The 19,016-nt window shown below is 69.7% G+C and carries 16 protein-coding genes; 3 read left to right on the top strand and 13 right to left on the bottom strand.

The features are described from left to right. From BUE30_RS11720 to BUE30_RS11695, 6 genes are all read right to left on the bottom strand, one after another. The gene (locus BUE30_RS11720; RefSeq protein ID WP_073330677.1) at nt 1-978 is read right to left on the bottom strand and encodes a glycoside hydrolase family protein; all 978 of its coding nucleotides are present in this window, start codon (nt 976-978) and stop codon (nt 1-3) included. Nucleotides 979-981: 3 nt separating this feature from the next. Next, complete coding sequence (locus BUE30_RS11715) at nt 982-1,860, bottom strand: carbohydrate ABC transporter permease (protein ID WP_073330674.1); 879 nt, start codon at nt 1,858-1,860, stop codon at nt 982-984. Next, the gene (locus BUE30_RS11710; protein WP_073330671.1) at nt 1,860-2,930 is read right to left on the bottom strand and encodes a carbohydrate ABC transporter permease; all 1,071 of its coding nucleotides are present in this window, start codon (nt 2,928-2,930) and stop codon (nt 1,860-1,862) included. The genes BUE30_RS11715 and BUE30_RS11710 overlap by 1 nt, the downstream gene beginning before the upstream one ends. 148 nt (nt 2,931-3,078) lie before the next feature. Further along, nucleotides 3,079-4,332, bottom strand: a complete 1,254-nt coding sequence (locus BUE30_RS11705) for an ABC transporter substrate-binding protein (protein ID WP_139300552.1) — start codon at nt 4,330-4,332, stop codon at nt 3,079-3,081. 20 nt (nt 4,333-4,352) lie between these two features. Next, nucleotides 4,353-5,444, bottom strand: a complete 1,092-nt coding sequence (locus tag BUE30_RS11700) for a LacI family DNA-binding transcriptional regulator (RefSeq protein WP_073330665.1) — start codon at nt 5,442-5,444, stop codon at nt 4,353-4,355. 167 nt (nt 5,445-5,611) lie between these two features. Further along, nucleotides 5,612-6,895: an O-acetylhomoserine aminocarboxypropyltransferase/cysteine synthase family protein gene (locus tag BUE30_RS11695; protein WP_073330662.1), complete on the bottom strand. Its 1,284-nt coding sequence runs from the start codon at nt 6,893-6,895 to the stop codon at nt 5,612-5,614. A 165-nt stretch (nt 6,896-7,060) separates the two neighbouring features. On the opposite strand from BUE30_RS11695, the gene uxaC reads away from it, so the two are divergent. Continuing rightward, a complete protein-coding gene (gene uxaC / locus BUE30_RS11690) occupies nt 7,061-8,467 on the top strand; it encodes a glucuronate isomerase (RefSeq protein WP_073330659.1) in 1,407 nt (468 codons plus the stop codon). A gap of 17 nt (nt 8,468-8,484) precedes the next feature. Beyond that, the gene (locus BUE30_RS11685; protein ID WP_073330656.1) at nt 8,485-9,882 is read left to right on the top strand and encodes a mannitol dehydrogenase family protein; all 1,398 of its coding nucleotides are present in this window, start codon (nt 8,485-8,487) and stop codon (nt 9,880-9,882) included. A gap of 212 nt (nt 9,883-10,094) precedes the next feature. Here the strand turns inward: BUE30_RS11685 and BUE30_RS11680 are convergent, their stop codons facing one another. The 3 genes from BUE30_RS11680 to BUE30_RS11670 are packed head-to-tail and all read right to left on the bottom strand — an operon-like array spanning nt 10,095 to nt 13,637. Further along, nucleotides 10,095-11,042 (bottom strand): ABC transporter substrate-binding protein, encoded by a 948-nt coding sequence (locus BUE30_RS11680; protein ID WP_073330653.1) that lies wholly within the window; start codon nt 11,040-11,042, stop codon nt 10,095-10,097. 41 nt (nt 11,043-11,083) lie between these two features. Next, entirely contained in the window at nt 11,084-12,085 is a 1,002-nt protein-coding gene (locus BUE30_RS11675) for an ABC transporter permease (RefSeq protein WP_073330650.1), read from the bottom strand. 34 nt (nt 12,086-12,119) lie between these two features. Next, a complete protein-coding gene (locus BUE30_RS11670; RefSeq protein WP_073330647.1) occupies nt 12,120-13,637 on the bottom strand; it encodes a sugar ABC transporter ATP-binding protein in 1,518 nt (505 codons plus the stop codon). A 192-nt stretch (nt 13,638-13,829) separates the two neighbouring features. On the opposite strand from BUE30_RS11670, the gene BUE30_RS11665 reads away from it, so the two are divergent. Continuing rightward, nucleotides 13,830-15,116, top strand: coding sequence for an NAD(P)/FAD-dependent oxidoreductase (locus tag BUE30_RS11665; RefSeq protein ID WP_073330644.1), 1,287 nt, complete (start codon nt 13,830-13,832; stop codon nt 15,114-15,116). Between the two features lie 58 nt (nt 15,117-15,174). Here the strand turns inward: BUE30_RS11665 and BUE30_RS11660 are convergent, their stop codons facing one another. From BUE30_RS11660 to BUE30_RS11645, 4 genes are read right to left on the bottom strand one after another with little or no spacing between them, the layout of a single operon-like run. After that, nucleotides 15,175-16,095, bottom strand: coding sequence for an ABC transporter ATP-binding protein (locus BUE30_RS11660; protein WP_073330641.1), 921 nt, complete (start codon nt 16,093-16,095; stop codon nt 15,175-15,177). Beyond that, nucleotides 16,092-17,129 (bottom strand): ABC transporter ATP-binding protein, encoded by a 1,038-nt coding sequence (locus BUE30_RS11655; RefSeq protein WP_073330638.1) that lies wholly within the window; start codon nt 17,127-17,129, stop codon nt 16,092-16,094. Before BUE30_RS11655 ends, BUE30_RS11660 begins: the two co-directional genes overlap by 4 nt. After that, the gene (locus BUE30_RS11650) at nt 17,126-17,989 is read right to left on the bottom strand and encodes an ABC transporter permease (RefSeq protein ID WP_073330636.1); all 864 of its coding nucleotides are present in this window, start codon (nt 17,987-17,989) and stop codon (nt 17,126-17,128) included. The genes BUE30_RS11655 and BUE30_RS11650 overlap by 4 nt, the downstream gene beginning before the upstream one ends. Before the next feature lie 3 nt (nt 17,990-17,992). Then, nucleotides 17,993-18,997 (bottom strand): ABC transporter permease, encoded by a 1,005-nt coding sequence (locus BUE30_RS11645; RefSeq protein WP_073330633.1) that lies wholly within the window; start codon nt 18,995-18,997, stop codon nt 17,993-17,995. Nucleotides 18,998-19,016 lie beyond the last annotated feature (19 nt).

Here is a 19,016-nt window from a genome sequence, read left to right as displayed (position 1 = left end):
TCACTTCCCTCCGATCTTCAGCAGCCCGTCTTCCGTGACCGTGACGGGTTCGGGATCCATCACCTCGCCCACGAAGTTGCCGCCTTCGGGTCGGTCGGCGAAGCCGAGGATCGCCAGCCCCTCCGGCCCGTCCACGATCCGCGCGGCGTAGCGGCGGCAGGGCAGGGCCCCGTCGAGGAAACCGGGCGCGATCCGCCAGGGCCCGCGCGGCCCGTCGCCGATCAGGTAGTGGCTGCCGGTGACGGGGCCGCCCTCAGTTCCCTCGGCCTGCGCCTTGGAGAAATGCTCGGCCGCGGTGCAGAAGAGGCAGAACCACTGCCCCTGCGCCTGAAAGACCTGCGGCACCTCGAGCTGGCCGTAGCCGCCGCCATGCACCGGGGGCTGCAAGGTCCATTCCATCAGGTCGGGCGAGGTGGCGAAGCCGATGGCGCCGCCGTCGTTGGGCTCCGCGATGCCGGGGCGGCGGGCGGTGAAGAACATCAGCCAGCCGTCGCCCTCGGGGTCCTTGATGACCCAGGGGTCGCGCATCGCGCGGTCGTGCCAGAAGCCGACCATGTGGTCGGTCTCGTAGGCGTCGGCATTCGGCCCCGCGAGGTCGAGGCAGAGGCCGTCGCCCACGCGCTCCCAGCTGTGCAGGTCGGTCGAGGTGGCGTGGCCGATGCGCTGATACATCCCGTCCTCGGACCGCGAGGTGCCGGTGTAGAACAGGTGCCAGGTGCCGTCCGGCCCCTGCACCACGGACCCGGTCCAGGTGGTGTAATCGTCCCAGGCGGGGCCCTGCGCCGGGGCAAAGCAGGTGCCCTTGTGGTCCCAGGTCCGCAGGTCGGTCGAGGTGGCGTGGCCCTGCGTGACGTTGAAATGCCGCAGGTCGGGATCGCCCAGCGATTTCGGGGCCTTGAGGAAGTATCCGTGCCAGAGGTCGCCGTCCTTGGCGTACCAGCTGTCCCAGATCCAGTCGTCGGGGAGGGAAATGGTCATGTCTTATCCTTTCACGCCCTGCGACGCGATCGAGGCGATGAACGCCCGTTGGAGAACGAGGTAGAAGGCGAGAACCGGGACCGTGATCATGGTCAGGTAGGCCATGATCTCGCCCCAGGCGGTGTCGAGCTGGAAGAAGTACTGCAGGCCGACCATGACGGGGCGGTACTGTTCCTGCTGCACGACGATGAGCGGCCAGAGATACTGGTTGTACATCAGCAGGAACTTCAGGATCGCGGCGGTGGCGATGACCGGGCCGGCCAGCGGCATGACGACCCGCCAGTAGATCTGCACCCAGCTCGCCCCCTCGACGCGGGCCGCCTCGATCAGCTCGCCCGGCAGGTCCTTGAAGTACTGCACGAAGAGAAAGACCGTCAGCCCGTCCGCGATCCAGGGGATGATCTGCACCCGGTAGGTGTTGAGCCAGGTCGTCTCGATCCCGTCGAGGCCGATCCAGGGCAGCTTGCTGACGATGAGCAGGAGCGGAATGGCGATGGTCTCGAACGGGACGATCAGCGTGGCGAGGATGATCGACAGCACCACGTCGCGCCCGCGCCAGTTCATGTAGACGAAGGCGAAGGCGGCGAGAGAGCAGACGATCAGCGCCAGCAGCACCGTCACGCCGGTCACCAGCACCGAGTTCAGGACGAAGAGCCGGACCGGTGCGCGGTCGAACGCCTCGCGGTAGTTCTCGAGCGTGAGGTCGCCGACGGGGAGGAAGGCGCGCAGGCTGGACGTGTCGTTCAGCAGCTGCGCGTCGGGCTTGAAGCTCGACATCACCATGAAGAGCAGCGGCAGGACGAAGATCGCCGCGACGAGGATCAGCACCAGGTAGCGCACGGCAAGGCGCAGGCCGTGGTTCTCGGGAGCCAGGACAGCCATCATTTGCGCTCCCGCGTGAGCCAGCGCTGGATCAGCGAGATCGTCAGCACCAGCAGGAAGAGGACGACGGAGATCGTGGACCCGCCCGAGATGTCCTGCCGTCCGTAGCCGCGCTCGACGGCCTGGAAGACGAGGGTCTGGGTCGAATCGAGCGGCCCGCCATTGGTCATCACGTCGATCTGCGCGAAGAGAGCGAAGGCCTGCATCGTGATGACGATGAGGATGAGGACGGCGGTGTTCCGCAGCCCCGGCCAGGTGACATAGCGGAAGCGCTGCCATTTCGACGCGCCCTCGATGTCCGCCGCCTCGTAGAGCGTGGGCGAGATGGTCTGCAGTCCGGCGAGCCAGATCACCATGTGGAAGCCCACCGCCTGCCAGATCGACATGGCCATGATGGCGGGCAGGGCGGTGGCTGGATCGCCGAGCCAGTCGTGCCCCTCGAACGCGCCGAAGCTGAGGAAGCCCAGCATCGAGTTCAGCAGCCCGTCCCGCCCGTCATAGATGAACCGCCAGAGCAGCGAGACGACGACGATCGAGACGACGACGGGCATGAAATAGAGCGCGCGGAAGACGTTGATGCCGCGCAGGCGCTGGTTGATGAGCAGCGCGAGGCCGAGCGCGCAGGCCGCCTGGACCGGCGCGACGATCAGCACGAAGAGCAGCGTGTTCGCCAGCGCCCGCCAGAAGACGACGTCCGAGGCGAGCACGACCTTCACGGTGTCGCCGCTCGACCAGCTGAACCATTCGCCCATCCCGCTGTATTGCGGATATTCGTCCGAGCGGGTGATTGTGCGGACCCGCGGATATTGCGGCAGGCCGTCCTCGTCGCGCACGATCTCGCCCGCCTCGTCCCTCTCGGGCTCCAGCGTGACGAGGCCGAGGCCCAGCATGTCGCGGTAGTTCTCGAGCCCCACGAACTGCGTCGCATTGGGCGAGACCAGCCGCTGATCGGTCAGCGACAGCCCGAAGGCGAAGAAGAAGGGCAGGATGATGAAGGCCGCGATCAACCCGAAGCCGGGCAGCGCGAAGGCCCATCCGGCCCGGTTGGATTGCGTCAGCTTGCTGGCCATTGCCGGCGGCCTTTCGGGAAGGAGGGGAAGGGGGCCCGGGCGTCTGCGGGCCCCCCTTGGGCGTCGGGAGGGGGGCGTGGATGTTGCCGTCCCCCCGGGTGCCGTGACCCGGGGGGGGCGTCGATGCCGCCCCCCCGGGGTGCCGGGGTCACTCGTGGCCGTAGCCCTGGTTCGCCTCGATATCGCTCTCGATCTCGTCCACCGCGGCGTCGAGCGTGTCGATCACGTCGGCGCCGTTGGCGATGTCGGCCATCGCCTTGGTGAAGATCTCGGACTGGACGACGTAGCCCGGCGTGACGGGGCGCAGCCGCGCCTGGTCGTTCGACAGGTCGAAGAACACCGCGAGCGGGCCGCCCTCGGCGTAGTTCTCGGTCATCGCCGCCGCGCTCGACGTCGCGGGGATCAGGCCGATCCCGTCCGAGAAGGCGGCGAGGTATTCGTCCTGAAGCGCGAACTCGATGAAGGCGTTGGCCCCCTCGGGGTTCGGGCACGACGCCGAGACGCCGAACTGCCACGAGCCGCCGCCGATGAAGTTGCCGGCCCCGAAATCGGGCGCGGGCAGGAAGATCACGTCGTCGACCTCCTCCATCGTCGCCACGGCGCGCCAGTTGCCGTTCCACTGGAAGGCGAAGTCGCCCTCGATGAAGCCGCGGGTCTGGTCGGCCGGGTCCTCGGACGTGCCGGGGGCGTAGCCCTCCTCGAACAGCATCTGCCACCATTCGCCGAACTCGATCCCGGCCTCGCCGTTCAGCGCGCCCTCGGCCGAGGCATAGGTCTCGCGGTCGACGAGGCTGCCGCCATGGGACCACAGGAAGGGCAGGAACGCGTAGGGATACCACTCGCCCTGGTCGTTCATCCCGAGGTCGAGCGCATATTCGTAGTTGCCGGAGTCGCGCGCGGCGTCGAGCGCGGCCATGAACTCCTCGCCGGTCCAGGGCTCTTCCAGCGTCGGACGACGCAGGCCCAGCTCCTCGAGCGTGGATTCGCGGGCGTAGAGCGCGACCGCCGCGTCCCACAGGCCGACGGAATAGAGCTCGCCGTCCCACATGCCGAGCGTGCCGGGCAGGAAGTCCTCGATCAGGCCCTCGTCGATGGAGAGCGGCTGCATGTAGCCCGACCATGCCCAGTTCGGCATGACGGGGCCGTCCACGTCCATGATGCAGGGCAGGTTGCCCGCCAGCGCCGCGGCCACGACGCTGTCGTTGTAGCTGGCCTGGGGGAAGCTCTCGACGGTCACCGTCCAGTCGGACTGGCTTTCGTTGAAGTCGCTCACGATGCCGTTCAGGATGTCGCTTTCGACCTGGTTGCCGGCGCCGTGATACCACATCGAGATCTCGGTCTGGGCCATCGCGGCCCCGCCGAACGCGGTGAGCGCGGCGCTGGTCATCAGAAGTCGTTTCATGGGTCTTGCCTCCCTTGGGTTCATGATCCGGCGGTGCGTGTCGCCACGCTGTCCCGCCAGCACACCTTCCCGCCGACGAGGATCGGGTCCCCGGGCGATGAAGTCCTCTCGCCCGGCGGGCCGGGCGGGCGTCTGAGCGTCTCGACCATCAGCTCCGCCGCCCGCGCGCCCATCGCGGCGTAGGGCAGCTCCATCGTGGTGAGCGCGGGGTCCAGCGTCTCGGCGAGGACCCGGTAATTGTCGAAGCCCGCGACGGAGATGTCGCGCGGCACGCGCAGTCCCCGGTCGCGCAGCATCTTGTAGAGCCGCAGCGCCATCCGGTCGTTGCCGCACATCAGGGCGGTCGGCCGGTCCGGCAGCGCCAGCACCCTGTCCAGTGCCCGGGCGAGGCAGGCGCGTTCGGCCGGGGGATCGTCGTAGGGCAGGTCCGCCTCGACGATCGTGTCCGGATCGTCGGGGAGGCCGGCCTCGGCGCGGGCCTGGCGGAAGCCCGCGACCCGGGGCGGCGTCGCGGCAAGGGCGGTCGCGAGCGTGAGGTAGGCGACGCGGGCATGGCCCGCGGCGATCACCCGCGCGGTGATCGCCCTTTGCAGCGCGGTCTCGTCGGGCAGGATCGCGGGGTTCGCGCCGTTGTCGTGGCAGTTGACGAGGACGAGCGGCAGCGCCGCGCCCTTGCGGTCGCGCGCGGGCGGCAGATCGACCTCCATGTGGCGGGTGGCGACGTAGAACATCCCCTCCACCCGGTGCTCGGCGAAGGTGCGCATCAGGTCCGGGGCGGCATCGGCGCGGCCCCCGGTATCGGTGATGAGGGGGGTGAGGCCCGCGCGGGCGAGGCCGCGCTGGATGCCGCGCAGGATCACGATCTCGGGCAGGCCGCCGGGGCGGTCGTCGGCGTTCTGCTCGGTGATGGCGCCGGTGATGAGGCCGACGAGCCCCGACCGGCTGGAGCGCATGGCCCGGGCGGCCGAGGAGGGGACGTAGCCGAGTTCGTCGATCGCGGCGCGCACGCTGTCCTGCGTCTCGGCCCGGACCGGCGCATCCGCGTTCAGCACGCGGCTCACCGTCTTGGGCGAGACGCCGGCCTTGCGCGCCACATCGTAGATCGTCGCCATGGGTCCTCCCGTCCGCCGGTGCCATGTCCTTCCATGACATCGGTGTCATTATGGGTTAATGCGAGTCGGGGCGCGATGTCAACGATGTCATGGGCAGGAATCGAAAAGGGCCGGCGCATCGGCGCCGGCCCTCTGTCGTCCTTCGGGGCGGGGCGGGGCGGGGCGGGTCAGCCCGCCTTGGCGAGCGCCTGCTCCAGATCCGCGATGATGTCGGCCACGTCCTCGATCCCGATCGACAGGCGCACCACGTTCGGCGCGGCGCCGGCCTTCATCTGCTGCTCGGCCTCGAGCTGGCGGTGCGTGGTCGAGGCGGGGTGGATGACGAGGCTGCGCGTATCGCCGAGGTTGGCGACGTGGCTGAACAGTTCCAGCGCGCCGACCAGCTTCACGCAGGCATCGTAGCCGCCCTTCAGCGCGATGGTGAAGAGCGCGCCCGCCCCCTTCGGCACGATCCGCTGCGCCCGCTCGTAGGAGGGCGAGGAGGGCAGGCCGGCATAGGTGACCGCCTCCACCGCGTCGTGCCCTTCGAGCCATTCGGCGACCTTGCGGGCATTCGCCACGTGCCGCTCCATCCGCAGGCCAAGCGTCTCGATCCCCATCAGCGTGTAATGCGCGCCCTGCGGGTTCATCGTCATGCCGAGATCGCGCAGCCCGACCGCGATGGAGTGGAAGGTGAAGGCCATGGACCCGAGGCCCGAGAACTTCACCCCGTGATAGGCGGGCTCTGGCTGCGAGAGCGAGGGGAACTTGTCCGACGCCGCCCAGTCGAACTTTCCGGAATCCACGACGATGCCGCCGGTGACGGTGCCGTTGCCGGTCAGGTATTTCGTCGCCGAATGGACGACGAGGGTCGCGCCATGCTCGATCGGGCGGCAGAGCCAGGGCGTTGCCGTCGTGTTGTCGACGATCAGCGGGATGCCGTGCCTGTCCGCGATCTTCGCCAGCGCGTCCAGGTCGGTGACGTAGCCGCCGGGATTGGCGATCGTCTCGCAGAAGATCGCGCGGGTATCGTCGTCGATGGCCGCCTCGACCGCGTCCAGATCGTCGGTGTCGACGAAGGTGGCGGACCAGCCGAAGCGCCTGATGGTCTGGCTGAACTGCGTGATCGTCCCGCCGTAGAGCCGCGAGGAGGCGACGATGTTGCGGCCCGGCCCCATCAGCGGGAACAGCGCCATGATCTGCGCCGCGTGGCCGGAGGAGCAGGCGATGCCTCCCGCCGCCCCTTCCAGCGCGGCGACGCGGTTCGCCAGCGCGCCCACGGTCGGGTTGGTCAGGCGCGAATAGATGAAGCCGACCTCCTCGAGGTTGAAGAGGCGGGCCGCGTGGTCGGCGTCTTTGAAGACGTAGGCGGTGCTCTGGTAGATCGGCACCTGCCGCGCGCCGGTCGCCGGGTCCGGCTCGTAGCCGGCATGGACGGCGAGCGTGTCGAAGCCCTTGGTCTGGTCGCTCATGGGGGTCCCTCCGTTGTCTGCGGCGGACCCTAGGCGACCGGGCAGGCCCGGGAAAGGGCGGTTCGCGGCGGCGTTGACCTCTTGCCGACTAGCATATTAGTTGGGCTGGCGCCGCCGGTCCCCGGTCGCCCGCGCCAGCCCCGCCCGACAGCCGGAGACTTCTCGATGCCCGTTCTCGACCCAGACCGCCTGTTCCCGGCCGAGGCCCGGACCCGCGATATCGCGCGGACGCTCTTCGCCGCGATCGAGGGGGCGCCGATCCTCTCGCCCCACGGTCATTGCGACCCCGCGTGGTTCGCCGGGAATGCCGCCTTTCCCGATCCCGCCCGGCTCTTCGTCGTGCCGGACCACTACATCTTCCGGATGCTGGTCAGCCAGGGCGTGCCGCTGACCGCGCTGGGCGTGCCGCGCGTCGATGGCGGCGAGACCGAGCGGGACGGGCGCGCGATCTGGCGGCTCTTCGCCGGGCATTACCACCTGTTCCGCGGCACGCCGACGCGGCTGTGGGTCGATCACGCGCTGGCCGAGGTCTTCGGCGTCTCCGCGGCGCTGGGGCCGGACACGGCCGATGCGATCTTCGACGAGGTGGCGGACCGACTGGCGCAGCCGGAGTTCCGTCCGCGGGCGCTCTTCGACCGGTTCGGGATCGAGGTGCTGGCCACGACGGACGACGCGCTGAGCGATCTCGCCCATCACGAGGCGATCCGCGCCTCGGGCTGGGGCGGGCGGGTGATCCCGACCTACCGGCCCGACGCGGTGATCGACCCCGAGTACGAGGGCTTCGCCGGGAACGTCGCGGCGCTGGGCCGCCTTACCGGGTGCGACACGGCGAGCTGGGAAGGCTATCTCGAGGCGCATCGCCGCAGGCGGGCGGCGTTCCGGGCGCTCGGCGCGACCGCGACCGATCACGGCCATGCTTCCGCCCGGACCGAGAACCTCGCTCCCGACGCGGCGGCGCGGCTGTTCCGGACCTGCCTGCAGGGCGAGGCCGGCACCGGGGAGGCCGACGCCTTCCGCGGCCAGATGCTGACCGAGATGGCGCGGATGAGCGTCGAGGACGGGATGACGATGCAGATCCATGCCGGATCGCGCCGCAACCACTCGGGCCCGGTGATGGCGATGCATGGCCGCGACAAGGGCTTCGACATCCCGCAGCGCACCGATTACGTCGCCGCGCTGAAACCGCTGCTCGATGCCGTGGGGATGGAGCCGGAGCTGCGGATCGTCCTCTTCACCCTCGACGAGAGCGTCTATTCGCGCGAGCTGGCGCCGCTGGCCGGGGTCTATCCCGCGCTGCGGCTCGGCCCGCCCTGGTGGTTCTTCGACAGTCCGGAGGGCATGATGCGCTTTCGCCGCCTCACGGGCGAGACGGCGGGCATCTACAACACCGCGGGCTTCAACGACGACACGCGGGCCTTCTGCTCGATCCCCGCGCGGCACGACGTGGCGCGGCGCGTCGATTGCGCCTGGCTCGCCGGACTGGTCGCGGACGGGCGGATCGGAATGGACGAGGCGCGGGAGATGGCGGCCGAGCTGACGACCGGCCTCGTGCGCAGGGCCTACCGGCTGTGAGCGCGCGCCTGTCCCGCATGGCCCCGCCCCCCGCGCCCGGCATCGTCCATCTGGGCCTCGGCGCGTTCTTCCGCGCGCACGGGGCGATCTACGTGGCCGAGGCGATGGCCGCCGCGGGCGGGGAATGGGGGATCGTGGGTGTGAGCCTCAAGAGCCCCGGCACCCGCGACCGCCTCGCCCCTCAGGGCCATGCCTATACCGCGCTGGAGCTGGGCCCGGACGGGGAAGTGCCGCGCCGGATCGAGGTGCTGTCGGATGTCCTGGTCGCGCCGGAGGATCCGGACGCGGTGCTGGGGGCGATGGAGCGGGCGCGGATCGTGTCGCTGACCGTGACCGAGAAGGGCTATTGCCACGTCCCCGCGACCGGCCGGCTGGACATGGACCATCCCGACATCCGGGCGGATCTGGCCGATCCCGCGCGACCGGCCTCGGCCATCGGGTTCCTGGTGCGGGGGCTGGCGCGCCGCCGGGCCGCGGGGGCGCGGCCCTTCACCGTCCTGAGCTGCGACAACATCCCCGAGAACGGGCGACTGGTGCGCGGCCTCGTGCTGGAGCTGGCGGAGCGGATCGACGCGGGGCTCGCCGCCTGGATCGCCGGGGCGGGCGCCTTTCCCTGCACGATGGTCGACCGGATCGTGCCCGCGACGACCGGGGACGACCTCGGCCGGGTCGAGACGCTGGTCGGCGCGCGGGACGAGGCCCCGGTGATGCACGAGCCGTTCCGGCAATGGGTGGTCGAGGACGATTTCGCCGATGGCCGCCCCGATCTGGCGGCGGCGGGGGTCGAACTGGTCGAGGATGTCGCGCCCTACGAGCACATGAAGCTGCGCTGCCTGAACGGCAGCCATTCGGCGCTGGCCTATCTGGGCTACCTCGCCGGCGCGGAGACGATCTCGCAGGCGGTCGGTCGCCCGGAGCTGGAGGGCTATGTCCGGCGGCTGTGGTCGCGGGACATCCTGCCGGTCCTGACGCCCCCGCCCGGCGTCGATCTCGCCGCCTATGCCGACGCGCTGCTGGCGCGCTACCGCAACCCGGCGATCCGGCACCGGACCTGGCAGATCGCGATGGACGGCTCGCAGAAGCTGCCGCAGCGGCTGCTGGGGACGCTGGCGGACAACCTGGAGGCCCGGCGGGACCCGGCCCGCGTCCTCCTCGCCGTGGCGGGGTGGATGGTCTACACGCGGGGCCGCGGCCTCGACGGCGCGCCGATCGAGGTGCGGGATCCGCTGGCGGCCGAGCTGGCGGGCTACTGGGACGGCGATCCCGCGCCGGGCGAGGTGGTCTCGCGCTATCTCGGCTGCGCCCGCGTCTTCGACCCGGCGCTCGCGGCCCGGCCGGAGATGCGGGAGGGGTTGAGCCGGGCGCTGGCGGCCCTCCTGCGGGATGGCGTCGAAGGGGCCTGCGCCGGGGCCTGAGCGTCGCCCCTGCCGCCCGGGCCGGGCCGGAGGGCCCCGCGCGGACGCGCAGGCGGCTGCCGCCGGCGGAGGCCGGGGGGCGCTGCCCCCCGGACCCCCCGGAGTACTTGCGGCAAGATAAGGGGGAGGGCGGCGCGCTCGCCCGGCGGGGGCCCGGCGGGGGAAGGGGAGCGGGGCCGGAAGGCCGGCCCCGCCCGGCCACGTCGCCCGGATCAGAACGGCGAGTCGGGGAAGTAGTACTGCTCGGCATTCTCGGGCGTGATGAGCACCGAGCCGATGGTGAACGTGCCCGAGACCGGCGCGCTGGAGGTCAGGCCGACGGCCGTCATCTCGATCGCGGTGGCGATCATCGACGGCGGATAGGTCACGTCGGCGGGGATCATCGTGTCGCCGTCCATCACGCGCTGCACCATCTCCTTCATGCCGGCGCCGCCGAGCACGAACTGGATGTCGTCGCGGCCCGACGCCTCGATCGCGGCCAGCACGCCGACCGCCATGTCGTCGTCCGACGCCCAGACCGCGTCGATCTGGTCGTGGCGGGACAGGAAGTCCTGCATCACGTTGAAGCTGTCGTCACGGTTCCAGTTGCCGTGCTCCATGCCGATGATCTCGATGCCCGAGCCCTCGATCGCCTCCTGGAAGCCCTCGACCCGCTCGTTGTCGATCGCGGTCGGGATGCCGCGCAGCACGACGATGTTGCCGCCGTCCGGCATCATCTCGGCCATGTACTCGCCCGAGACGCGGCCGAAGCCGGGGTTGTCGCCCGCCACGTAGAGATCCTCGATCCCCTCCTGGGAGAGGCCGCGGTCCACGACCGTCACCCAGACGCCGCTGTCGGCGACCGACTGGACGGGGGCGGTCAGCGGCTCGGATTCGAAGGGCAGCACGACGAGGGCGGAGATGTTGCGCGTCGCCACCATGTCCTCGATGTCGTTGACCTGCGCGCCGGGATCGGAGGCGGTGGAGAGCACGAAGTCGAGCTCGGGATAGACCTCCTCGAGGCGGTCGATCGCCTCCTGCGCGTGGTAGTTCATGCCGCCGGCCCAGCCATGCGTGGCCGCCGGGATCGACACGCCGATCACGGTCGTGTCCTGGGCGAAGGCGCCCGTGGCCACGGTCAGCGCGGTGGCGCCGGCGAGGAAAGTCCTCAGATAACTCATGTTGTCCTCCCTTGGACGTGGTTGCGGGCCTGGACCTGTCGTCAGTCCTTGGCCCTGGATTCCCGCTGCAGGATCACGGCGAGAATGATGATGACCCCCTGGATCGCGCCGTTGAGATAGGGCGAGACGAGGTCGGTCAGATTGAGGATGTTGTCGATCAGGCTCAGGATCAGCACGCCGATCACCGTGCCCCAGACCCGGCCGAACCCTCCCTTGAGAACGGTGCCGCCGATGATCACGGCGGCGATCGCCTCCAGCTCCCACAGGACGCCCGTCGAGGCGGAGGCGGAGCCGAGCCGCGGGACGTACATGATCGTCGCGACGCCGACGAGCACGCCGAGCATGGCGTAGGTCGCCAGCCGCGTGCGGTTCACGTCGACGTTGGAATAATGCGCGACCTGCTCGTTGCTGCCGGTCGCGGCGCAGTGCCGGCCGAACCGCATCCGGCCCATCAGGACCTCGCCCGCGATCACGACGAGGGCGAAGACGATGATCGGCCAGCTGACGCCGAGGATCCCGTCGAAATAGACCGGCCGGTAGAAGGTGCGCAGCCCGAAATCAAGGCTGAGCGTCCCCCCGTCGGCCAGCCAGGTGACGAGGGACCGGTAGATGCCCATCGTGCCGAGCGTGACGATGAAGGCCTCGATCCCCAGCGTCGTTATGAGAAAGCCGTTCAGCAGCCCGGCGAGCAGTCCCGCGACCAGCGCGACGGCCATGCCCAGCAGGATGATCGGTACCCCGACCCCCAGCGTCGGGAGCGCGGCGTTCATCACCAGGATCATCAGCCCCGCGATGAAGGCGGCCATCGACCCGACCGACAGGTCGAGTCCCCCGGCGGTGATGACGAAGGTCATGCCGACCGCGATGATCCCGATGAAGGCGGACCGCGCCAGCACGTTGGTGATGTTGGCATAGGCGAGGAAGCTCGGGTTCATCGCCGCGCCCAGCACGATCAGCGCGATCAGCGCAAGGATCGGGCCCAGCACGCCCATCGGCGGCAGCTTCCAGCCCCGCGTGGGGGCGCCCTCGGTGGTACTCGTCATCGCAACTTCCCCGTGGTTTCCCGTTGGCCCATCGTCAGGCGGCCTCGACCCGGGCCGCGACGCCCATGGCATGCCGCACGATGGCGTCCTCTCCGATCGCCTCGCCCGTCACCTCGCCGGCGATCCGGCCCTGCCGCATCACCAGGACGCGGTCGGAGAGGCCGATGATCTCCTGCATCTCGGAGGAGACGAGGACGATGCCGTAGCCTTCGGCCGCGAGGCGGCGGAGATAGGCGTAGATCTGCTGCTTGGTCCCGATGTCGATGCCGCGCGTCGGCTCGTCGACGATCAGGATGCGCGGGCCCGACTGCATCACCTTGGCGAGCAGCAGCTTCTGCTGGTTGCCGCCGGACAGGTTGCCGACGAGGGCGTCGCGGCGCCCGGCGCGGATGTCGAACTCGCGGATCGCCTCGGTCAGCGCCACGTCCTCGGCGTCCCGGTCGATGAAGGTGCCGTAGCGGGCGAGCGAGGCGAGGGTCAGGTTCTCGCGCATGCCCTTGCCCAGCAGCAGGCCCTTCAGCTTGCGGTCCTCGGTCAGGTAGACGAGGCCCTTGTCCAGCGCGTCGGCGGGCTTGCGGATCCGCACCTCCTCGCCGCCGATCTCGATCCGTCGCGCCCGGGCGGGACGCAGGCCGCAGAGCCCCTCCATCGCCTCGGTGCGGCCGGACCCGACGAGACCGGCGAGGCCGAGGATCTCGCCCGCGCGGAGCTGCAGGTCGATCCCGTGGGCCTGCCCCGGTACGTCGAGCCCCTCGACCCGCAGCAGGATCGGCGCGTCCGCCGCGAGGCCCGGCTTGGCGGGGTAGAGGTCCGAGACGTCGCGGCCGACCATCGCCGTCGCCATCTCGTCCTCGCTCATCCGCGCGGCATCGCCGGTCCGCACGACCTCTCCGTCGCGCATGACCGCGACCCGGTCGGCGATCTGCTTCACCTCGCCCAGCTTGTGCGAGGTGAAGAGGACGGCCGTTCCCTCGGCCCGCAGCGCGTCCACCTGCTCGAACAGGATGTCGGCCTCGCGGCGCGTCAGCACCGCCGTCGGCTCGTCCATGACGAGGACGCGCGCATCGCGGCCCAGCGCCTTGGCGATCTCGACCATCTGCTTCTGCGAGTTCGACAGGCTGGCGACACGGGCGCCGGGATCGACGTCGCATTTCACGCGGGCGAGGTAGTCGGCCGTGCGCCGCCGCATCTCGGCCCGGTCGAGCAGCGGTCCGCGCCGCAATTCGCGCCCGAGAAAGACATTCTGCTCGACCGTCAGCTGTTCGGCGAGGTTGAATTCCTGGTGGATCAGCACGATCCCGGCCAGCTCGCCGTCATGGAGCGACGAGAACCGCACCGGCGTGCCGTCGACCCGCACCTCGCCGGAGGTGGGCGCCTGGTAGCCGGCGAGGCATTTCATCGCCGTCGACTTGCCCGCGCCGTTCTCGCCGATCAGCGCCAGCACCTCGCCCGCATGGAGGTCGAGGTCGACGCCGTGCAGCACCTCCACGGGGCCGAAGCTCTTGTGGACGTCCCGCAACGACAGCACGGGCGTCCGATCGGTCTGCGTCACTGGGCGCCCTCCCTCGGCTCCTCCGGCTGGCAGCAAAGACCGGCAGGGGCGCGGCGTCAATGCAGGCCGGACAGAATGGCGCGGGCAGGGGCCGAACGATGCGGTGAAGCCGGACGACGCTGCGTCACTTTTCGGGTTACCCGGGCGGCGCGAGGCTGTAGCCTCGGGCACGGAACACGAGGAGGAGACGACATGACCTTGCGCAGGACGATTCACAGGCGCGGATTTCTCGGCGGCACGATCGCGGCGGCCTCGACGCTCTCGGCACCGATGGTGATGGGCGCGGCGCATGGCGGGATGGCGAAGGTCGTCGTGGTCGGCGGCGGCGCCGGCGGGGCCACGGCGGCGCGCTACATCGCGCGCGATTCGGCCGGCGCGGTCGAGGTGACGCTGATCGAGCCGAGCCGGGATTACTACACCTGCTTCTTCTCGAACCTCTATCTCGGCGGCTTCCGCGAGATCGACACCCTGCGCCATTCCTACGGCACCCTGGCGTCGGAATACGGGATCAACGTCGTCCACGACTGGGTGACCGGGATCGACCGCGACGCCCGGACGGTGAGCACGGCGAACGGCGCGACGCTGCCCTACGACAGGCTCGTCCTGTCGCCCGGCATCGACTTCAAGGACGGCGCCGTGCCGGGCTGGGACGTGTCGGCGCAGAACGCGATGCCCCATGCGTACAAGGCCGGCAGCCAGACCGAGCTCCTGCGCGCGCAGGTCCTGGCCATGCCGGAGGGCGGCACCTTCGCGATGGTCGCCCCGCCCAACCCCTATCGCTGCCCGCCCGGCCCCTACGAGCGGGTGTCGATGGTCGCCCATGTCCTGCGCGAGACGAACCCGACGGCCAAGATCCTGATCGCGGACCCCAAGGAGAGCTTCTCCAAGCAGGGCCTCTTCGAGGAGGGGTGGCAGACGCATTATCCCGGCATGATCGAGCGGATCGGGCCCGAGGCCGGCGGAGGCAACTTGGAGGTCGACCCGGCGGCGATGACGCTGACGATCGACGGCGAGGCGATCCCGGTCGATGTCTGCAACGTCATCCCGGCGATGACGGCGGGGCGGATCGTGCAGCAGGCCGACCTGACCGGGGGCGGCGACTGGGCGCCCGTCTCGGCCTACGACCTGTCCTCGACCGTCGATCCCGCGATCCACGTCCTCGGCGACAGCGCGGCGCAGGGCGAGATGCCCAAGTCGGGCTTCGCGGCGAACAGCCAGGCCAAGGTCGCGGCGAACGCCATCGTGGCCGAACTCACCGGCTCCACCGCCTTTCCGGCGCGGTTCTCGAACACCTGCTGGTCGCTGATCGACACCGAGGACGGGGTGAAGGTCGGTGCGACCTACGAGGCGACGGACGAGGGGATCAAGTCGCTCGGCGGGTTCGTCTCCGAGACCGGCGAGAGCGAGGAGGTGCGCGCCGCGACCTACCGCGAGAGCCTGGGCTGGTACACCTCGATCATCACCGACATGTTCGGCTGACCGCCGCGGGCCCGGCTTCCGGCGCCCGGATCGGGTCCGCCGGGGGGCGGACCCGCGATCAGCCGTATTGCCGGACCCGCCGTCCGTCCCCGATATCGACCAGACGGCTCTGTCCCGCGCGGGCGAGCACGTCGTCGCTGGCGGCGATCAGGTCGCGCGCGGGGGTGAGGTCGCCGCCGCCCGGATTGTCGAGCGACAGGACAGAGGCCTTGAGCAGCCGCGAATAGGGATGCTGCGGATCGTCGAGCACGGCGCGGGCCGGCCCCATCTCCACCACGCGGCCCTTCTGCATGATGATGATCCGGTCCGAGATGTAGTAGGCGGTGGCGAGGTCGTGGGTGATGTAGATCACGCTGACGCCCAGATCGTCGCGCAGGGACCGCAGCAGGTTCACGATCGCCATCCGCAGCGAGGCGTCGACCATCGAGACGGGCTCGTCCGCGACCAGCAGGTCCGGCTTGCAGACCAGCGCGCGCGCGATGGCCGCCCGCTGGAGCTGCCCGCCCGAGAGCTCGTGCGGGAAGCGGCCCCGCACCTCGGCCAGGGACAGGCCGACGCTGACCAGCGCCTCGTCCATCGCCTCGTCCACCGCCTTGCGGCCCTTGAGGTCGCGGAAGGCCGTCGCGGTGCTGGCGATGTAGCGGTCCACGCGCTTCAGCGGATTGAACGCCTCGAAGGGGTTCTGGAAGACCGGCTGCACCGCCTTCATGAAGGCGCGCCGCTGCCTGCCGCCGAGCGAGGTGGAAACCGGCTCGCCCCGGAATTGCACCTCGCCCGAGCTCGGCGCCTCGAGCCCGAGGATCATCCGGGCGAGGGTCGTCTTTCCCGACCCGGATTCGCCGACGATGGTGAAGATCTCGGGCCGGTCCTCCTCGATCTGGAAGTCGGCGCCGACGACGGCGTCGACGGTGTTGCGCGACAGGATCCCGCCGGAGGGGAAGGACTTGGAGACGTTCGCGACGTCGAGGATCGTGCTCATGCCCGCACCCCCCCGGCCGCCTTGTCGAAGGCCGGCTCCACCAGTGGCCTGACCTCGTCCGCGTGCCAGCAGGCGCTGCGGTGCCGGTCGCCGACGCTCTCGAGCGGCGGCACCTCGCGCGAGCAGATCTCGGTCGCCATCGGGCAGCGGGGATGGAAGCGGCACCCCTTCGGCGGGTCGGCAAGGCTGGGGGGGCGCCCTTCCAGAGCAGGGCGGGGCCGTGTGTCGCCGATCATCGGCAGGCTCGCCACCAGATGCGCGGTGTAGGGATGCTTGGGCTGGGTGAAGAGCGTGCGGGTCGGCCCCTCCTCCACCAGGCGGCCCGCATAGACGATGCCGATCCGGTCGGTCATGTTGGCATGCACGCTCATGTCGTGGGTGACGAAGATGATCGAGGCGCCCATCTCCTGCTGGACGGTCCGCAGCAGCGAGAGCACTTCCTTCTGGACCACCACGTCGAGCGCGGTCGTCGGCTCGTCCGCGATCATGAATTCCGGGCGGCAGACGGTGGCGAGGCCGATGGTCACGCGCTGCCGCATCCCCCCCGACAATTCGTGCGGGTAGGAGCGCAGGACCGAGGTCGGAAGCTTGAGATGGTCGAGATGCTCCTCCACTCGCGCGCGGAACGCGGCGCCGCTCAGCCCCAGCGGCCGCTGCGCGAAGTCGCGGAAGGTCTGCTCGATCCGGCGCACCGGATTCAGCACGCTCATCGAGCCCTGCATGATGTAGCTCAGGTGCTTCCAGCGGATCTCGGCCAGCTCGGCCTTCGAGGCCTTGGTCGGGTCGATGATCCTGCCGCCGAAATCGTAGCGGACCGATCCGTCGATCACCTGCAGGGGCGGGCGGATCGCGGCGGCGAGCACCTTGATGAGCGAGGTCTTGCCCGAGGAGCTTTCGCCCGCGATGCCGTAGATCTCGCCCCGTTCGATCTGCATCGTCACGTCGTCGACGGCGCGGATGTCCAGATTCTTGCCGAACTGCCCGACGCGGTAATACGCCTTCAGCCCCTCGACCGTCAGGATCGGATCGCTCATACGCCCGTCCCCATCCGGCGCAGGCGCGAGCGCGGGTCGATATGCTCGTTCATCGACACCGCCAGCAGGAAGAGCCCGAGGAAGGCGATCACGATCAGCACCACCGGGATGATGATCCACCACCAGGTACCGACCACCAGGGCCGAGTGGTTGTTCGCCCAGTAGAGCGTCGTGCCGATGGTGGGGATGTTGAGATTGGTGAAGCCGAGCACGCCGAGCGTGACCTCGAAGCCGATGGACCAGATCATGTTGGCCATGGCGGTGGAGAAGACGATGGGCATGACGAAGGGCAGATGCTCCTGGAACATGATCCTGGCGGGGTTCATCCCGGCGAAGATGGCCTGCCGCGTGAACTCGCGGTGGCGCAGGCCCAGCGCGACGGACCGGATCAGGCGGGCGTCGAAGGGCCAGCCGAGGCAGGCCATGATGATCGCCAGCGTCACCATGTCGAGATCGTTGCGCAGGACGAAGTAGAAGAGGATGAGGATCGGGAAGATCGGCAGGGCGACGAAGATGTCGTTTACGAACATCAGCGCCCGGTCGGTCCAGCCGCCGAGATAGCCGGCCGTCATGCCGACCGTGATCGAGATGATCCGGCTCAGCAGCGCGACCAGCAGACCGAAGCCCAGCGTGTTGCGGAAGGCGAAGGTCAGGTTCCAGAACAGGTCCTGCCCACGGGAATTCGTGCCGAACCAGTATTCCGCGCTGGGCGGCTGGTCGGGGACCACGACGTAGATCATCTCCGGCGGGTAGGGGGAGAACCAGCTCAGCCCGGCGAAGACCGTGACGATGGCCACCAGCACGATTCCGATGCGGAATTCGATGTTGTAGCGGAAGAGGTCGCGGAACGTCGTCAGCATGGCTCAGCCCACCCTCACGCGCGGATCGAGAAGCGGATGCAGCAGGTCGATGATGAAGATGGCCGAGGCCACCGCGATCACCGCCACGCAGGACACCGCGAGGACGAGGCCGCTGTCGCCGCCGTTGACCGCACGGATCAGCAGCGAGCCGAGCCCGGGATAGTTGAACACCTGTTCGGTGATGATCGTGCCCGAGAAGATGCCGCCCAGGGCCATGGCGAGCGCGGTCAGCTGCGGGACGAGCGCGTTGCGCATCACGTAGCCGCCGACCACCGTGCGGCGGTCCACCCCGGCGAGGTCGGCATAGGTCACGTAATCCTCGGTCACGATGTTGGAGACGAGGGCCCGCATCCCGAAGAACCACGTCCCGATCCCCGCCACCACCAGCGAGAAGGCGGGCAGCAGCGAGTGCCAGAGGACGGAGAGGACGAAGTCCACCGACCAGGCGGGGCGCACGCTCATCGCGAAGCCGCCCGAGATCGGCATGACCGGCCAGACGTAGCCGAACAGGATCACGAGCAGGAAGGCGATGATGTAGTAGGGGATCGGCTGGATCCCGATGGCGACCACGCCGATCGACTTGAGGATGCGGTTGTCCTGGAAGTAGCCGGCAAGCCCGCCGAGCAGGTTGCCGAGGATCCACGAGATGACGATGGCGACCGTCAGCAGGCCCACGGTCCAGGGCAGGGCGCGCATCACCAGCTCCATCGCCGGGGTCGGAAAGGCGATGAGCGACGGGCCGAGATCGCCCTGGATGAAGCGGCCCCAGAAATTCAGGTATTGCTGCCAGAGCGGCTGGTCGTAGCCGAAGAGCTCGGTCAGCGTCGCGCGCAGCGACTCGACGGCGGTCGGAGAGAAGGACGACTGCCCCGAGACGCGGCCGATGATCGTCTCGACCGGGCTGATGGGCGAGAAATGCGCGACCAGGAAGGCGGCGGAGGTGCCGGCGAACACGACGACGGCCAGTTGCAGGAACCGCTTCGCGGCGAAGAGGAAGTAGCCTCTCATCGGGGGTCTCGTCCGGCTG

The organism is Wenxinia saemankumensis, from assembly GCF_900141735.1.
GTDB lineage: Bacteria > Pseudomonadota > Alphaproteobacteria > Rhodobacterales > Rhodobacteraceae > Wenxinia > Wenxinia saemankumensis.
This window is presented reverse-complemented; position numbering and strand designations above follow the sequence as displayed.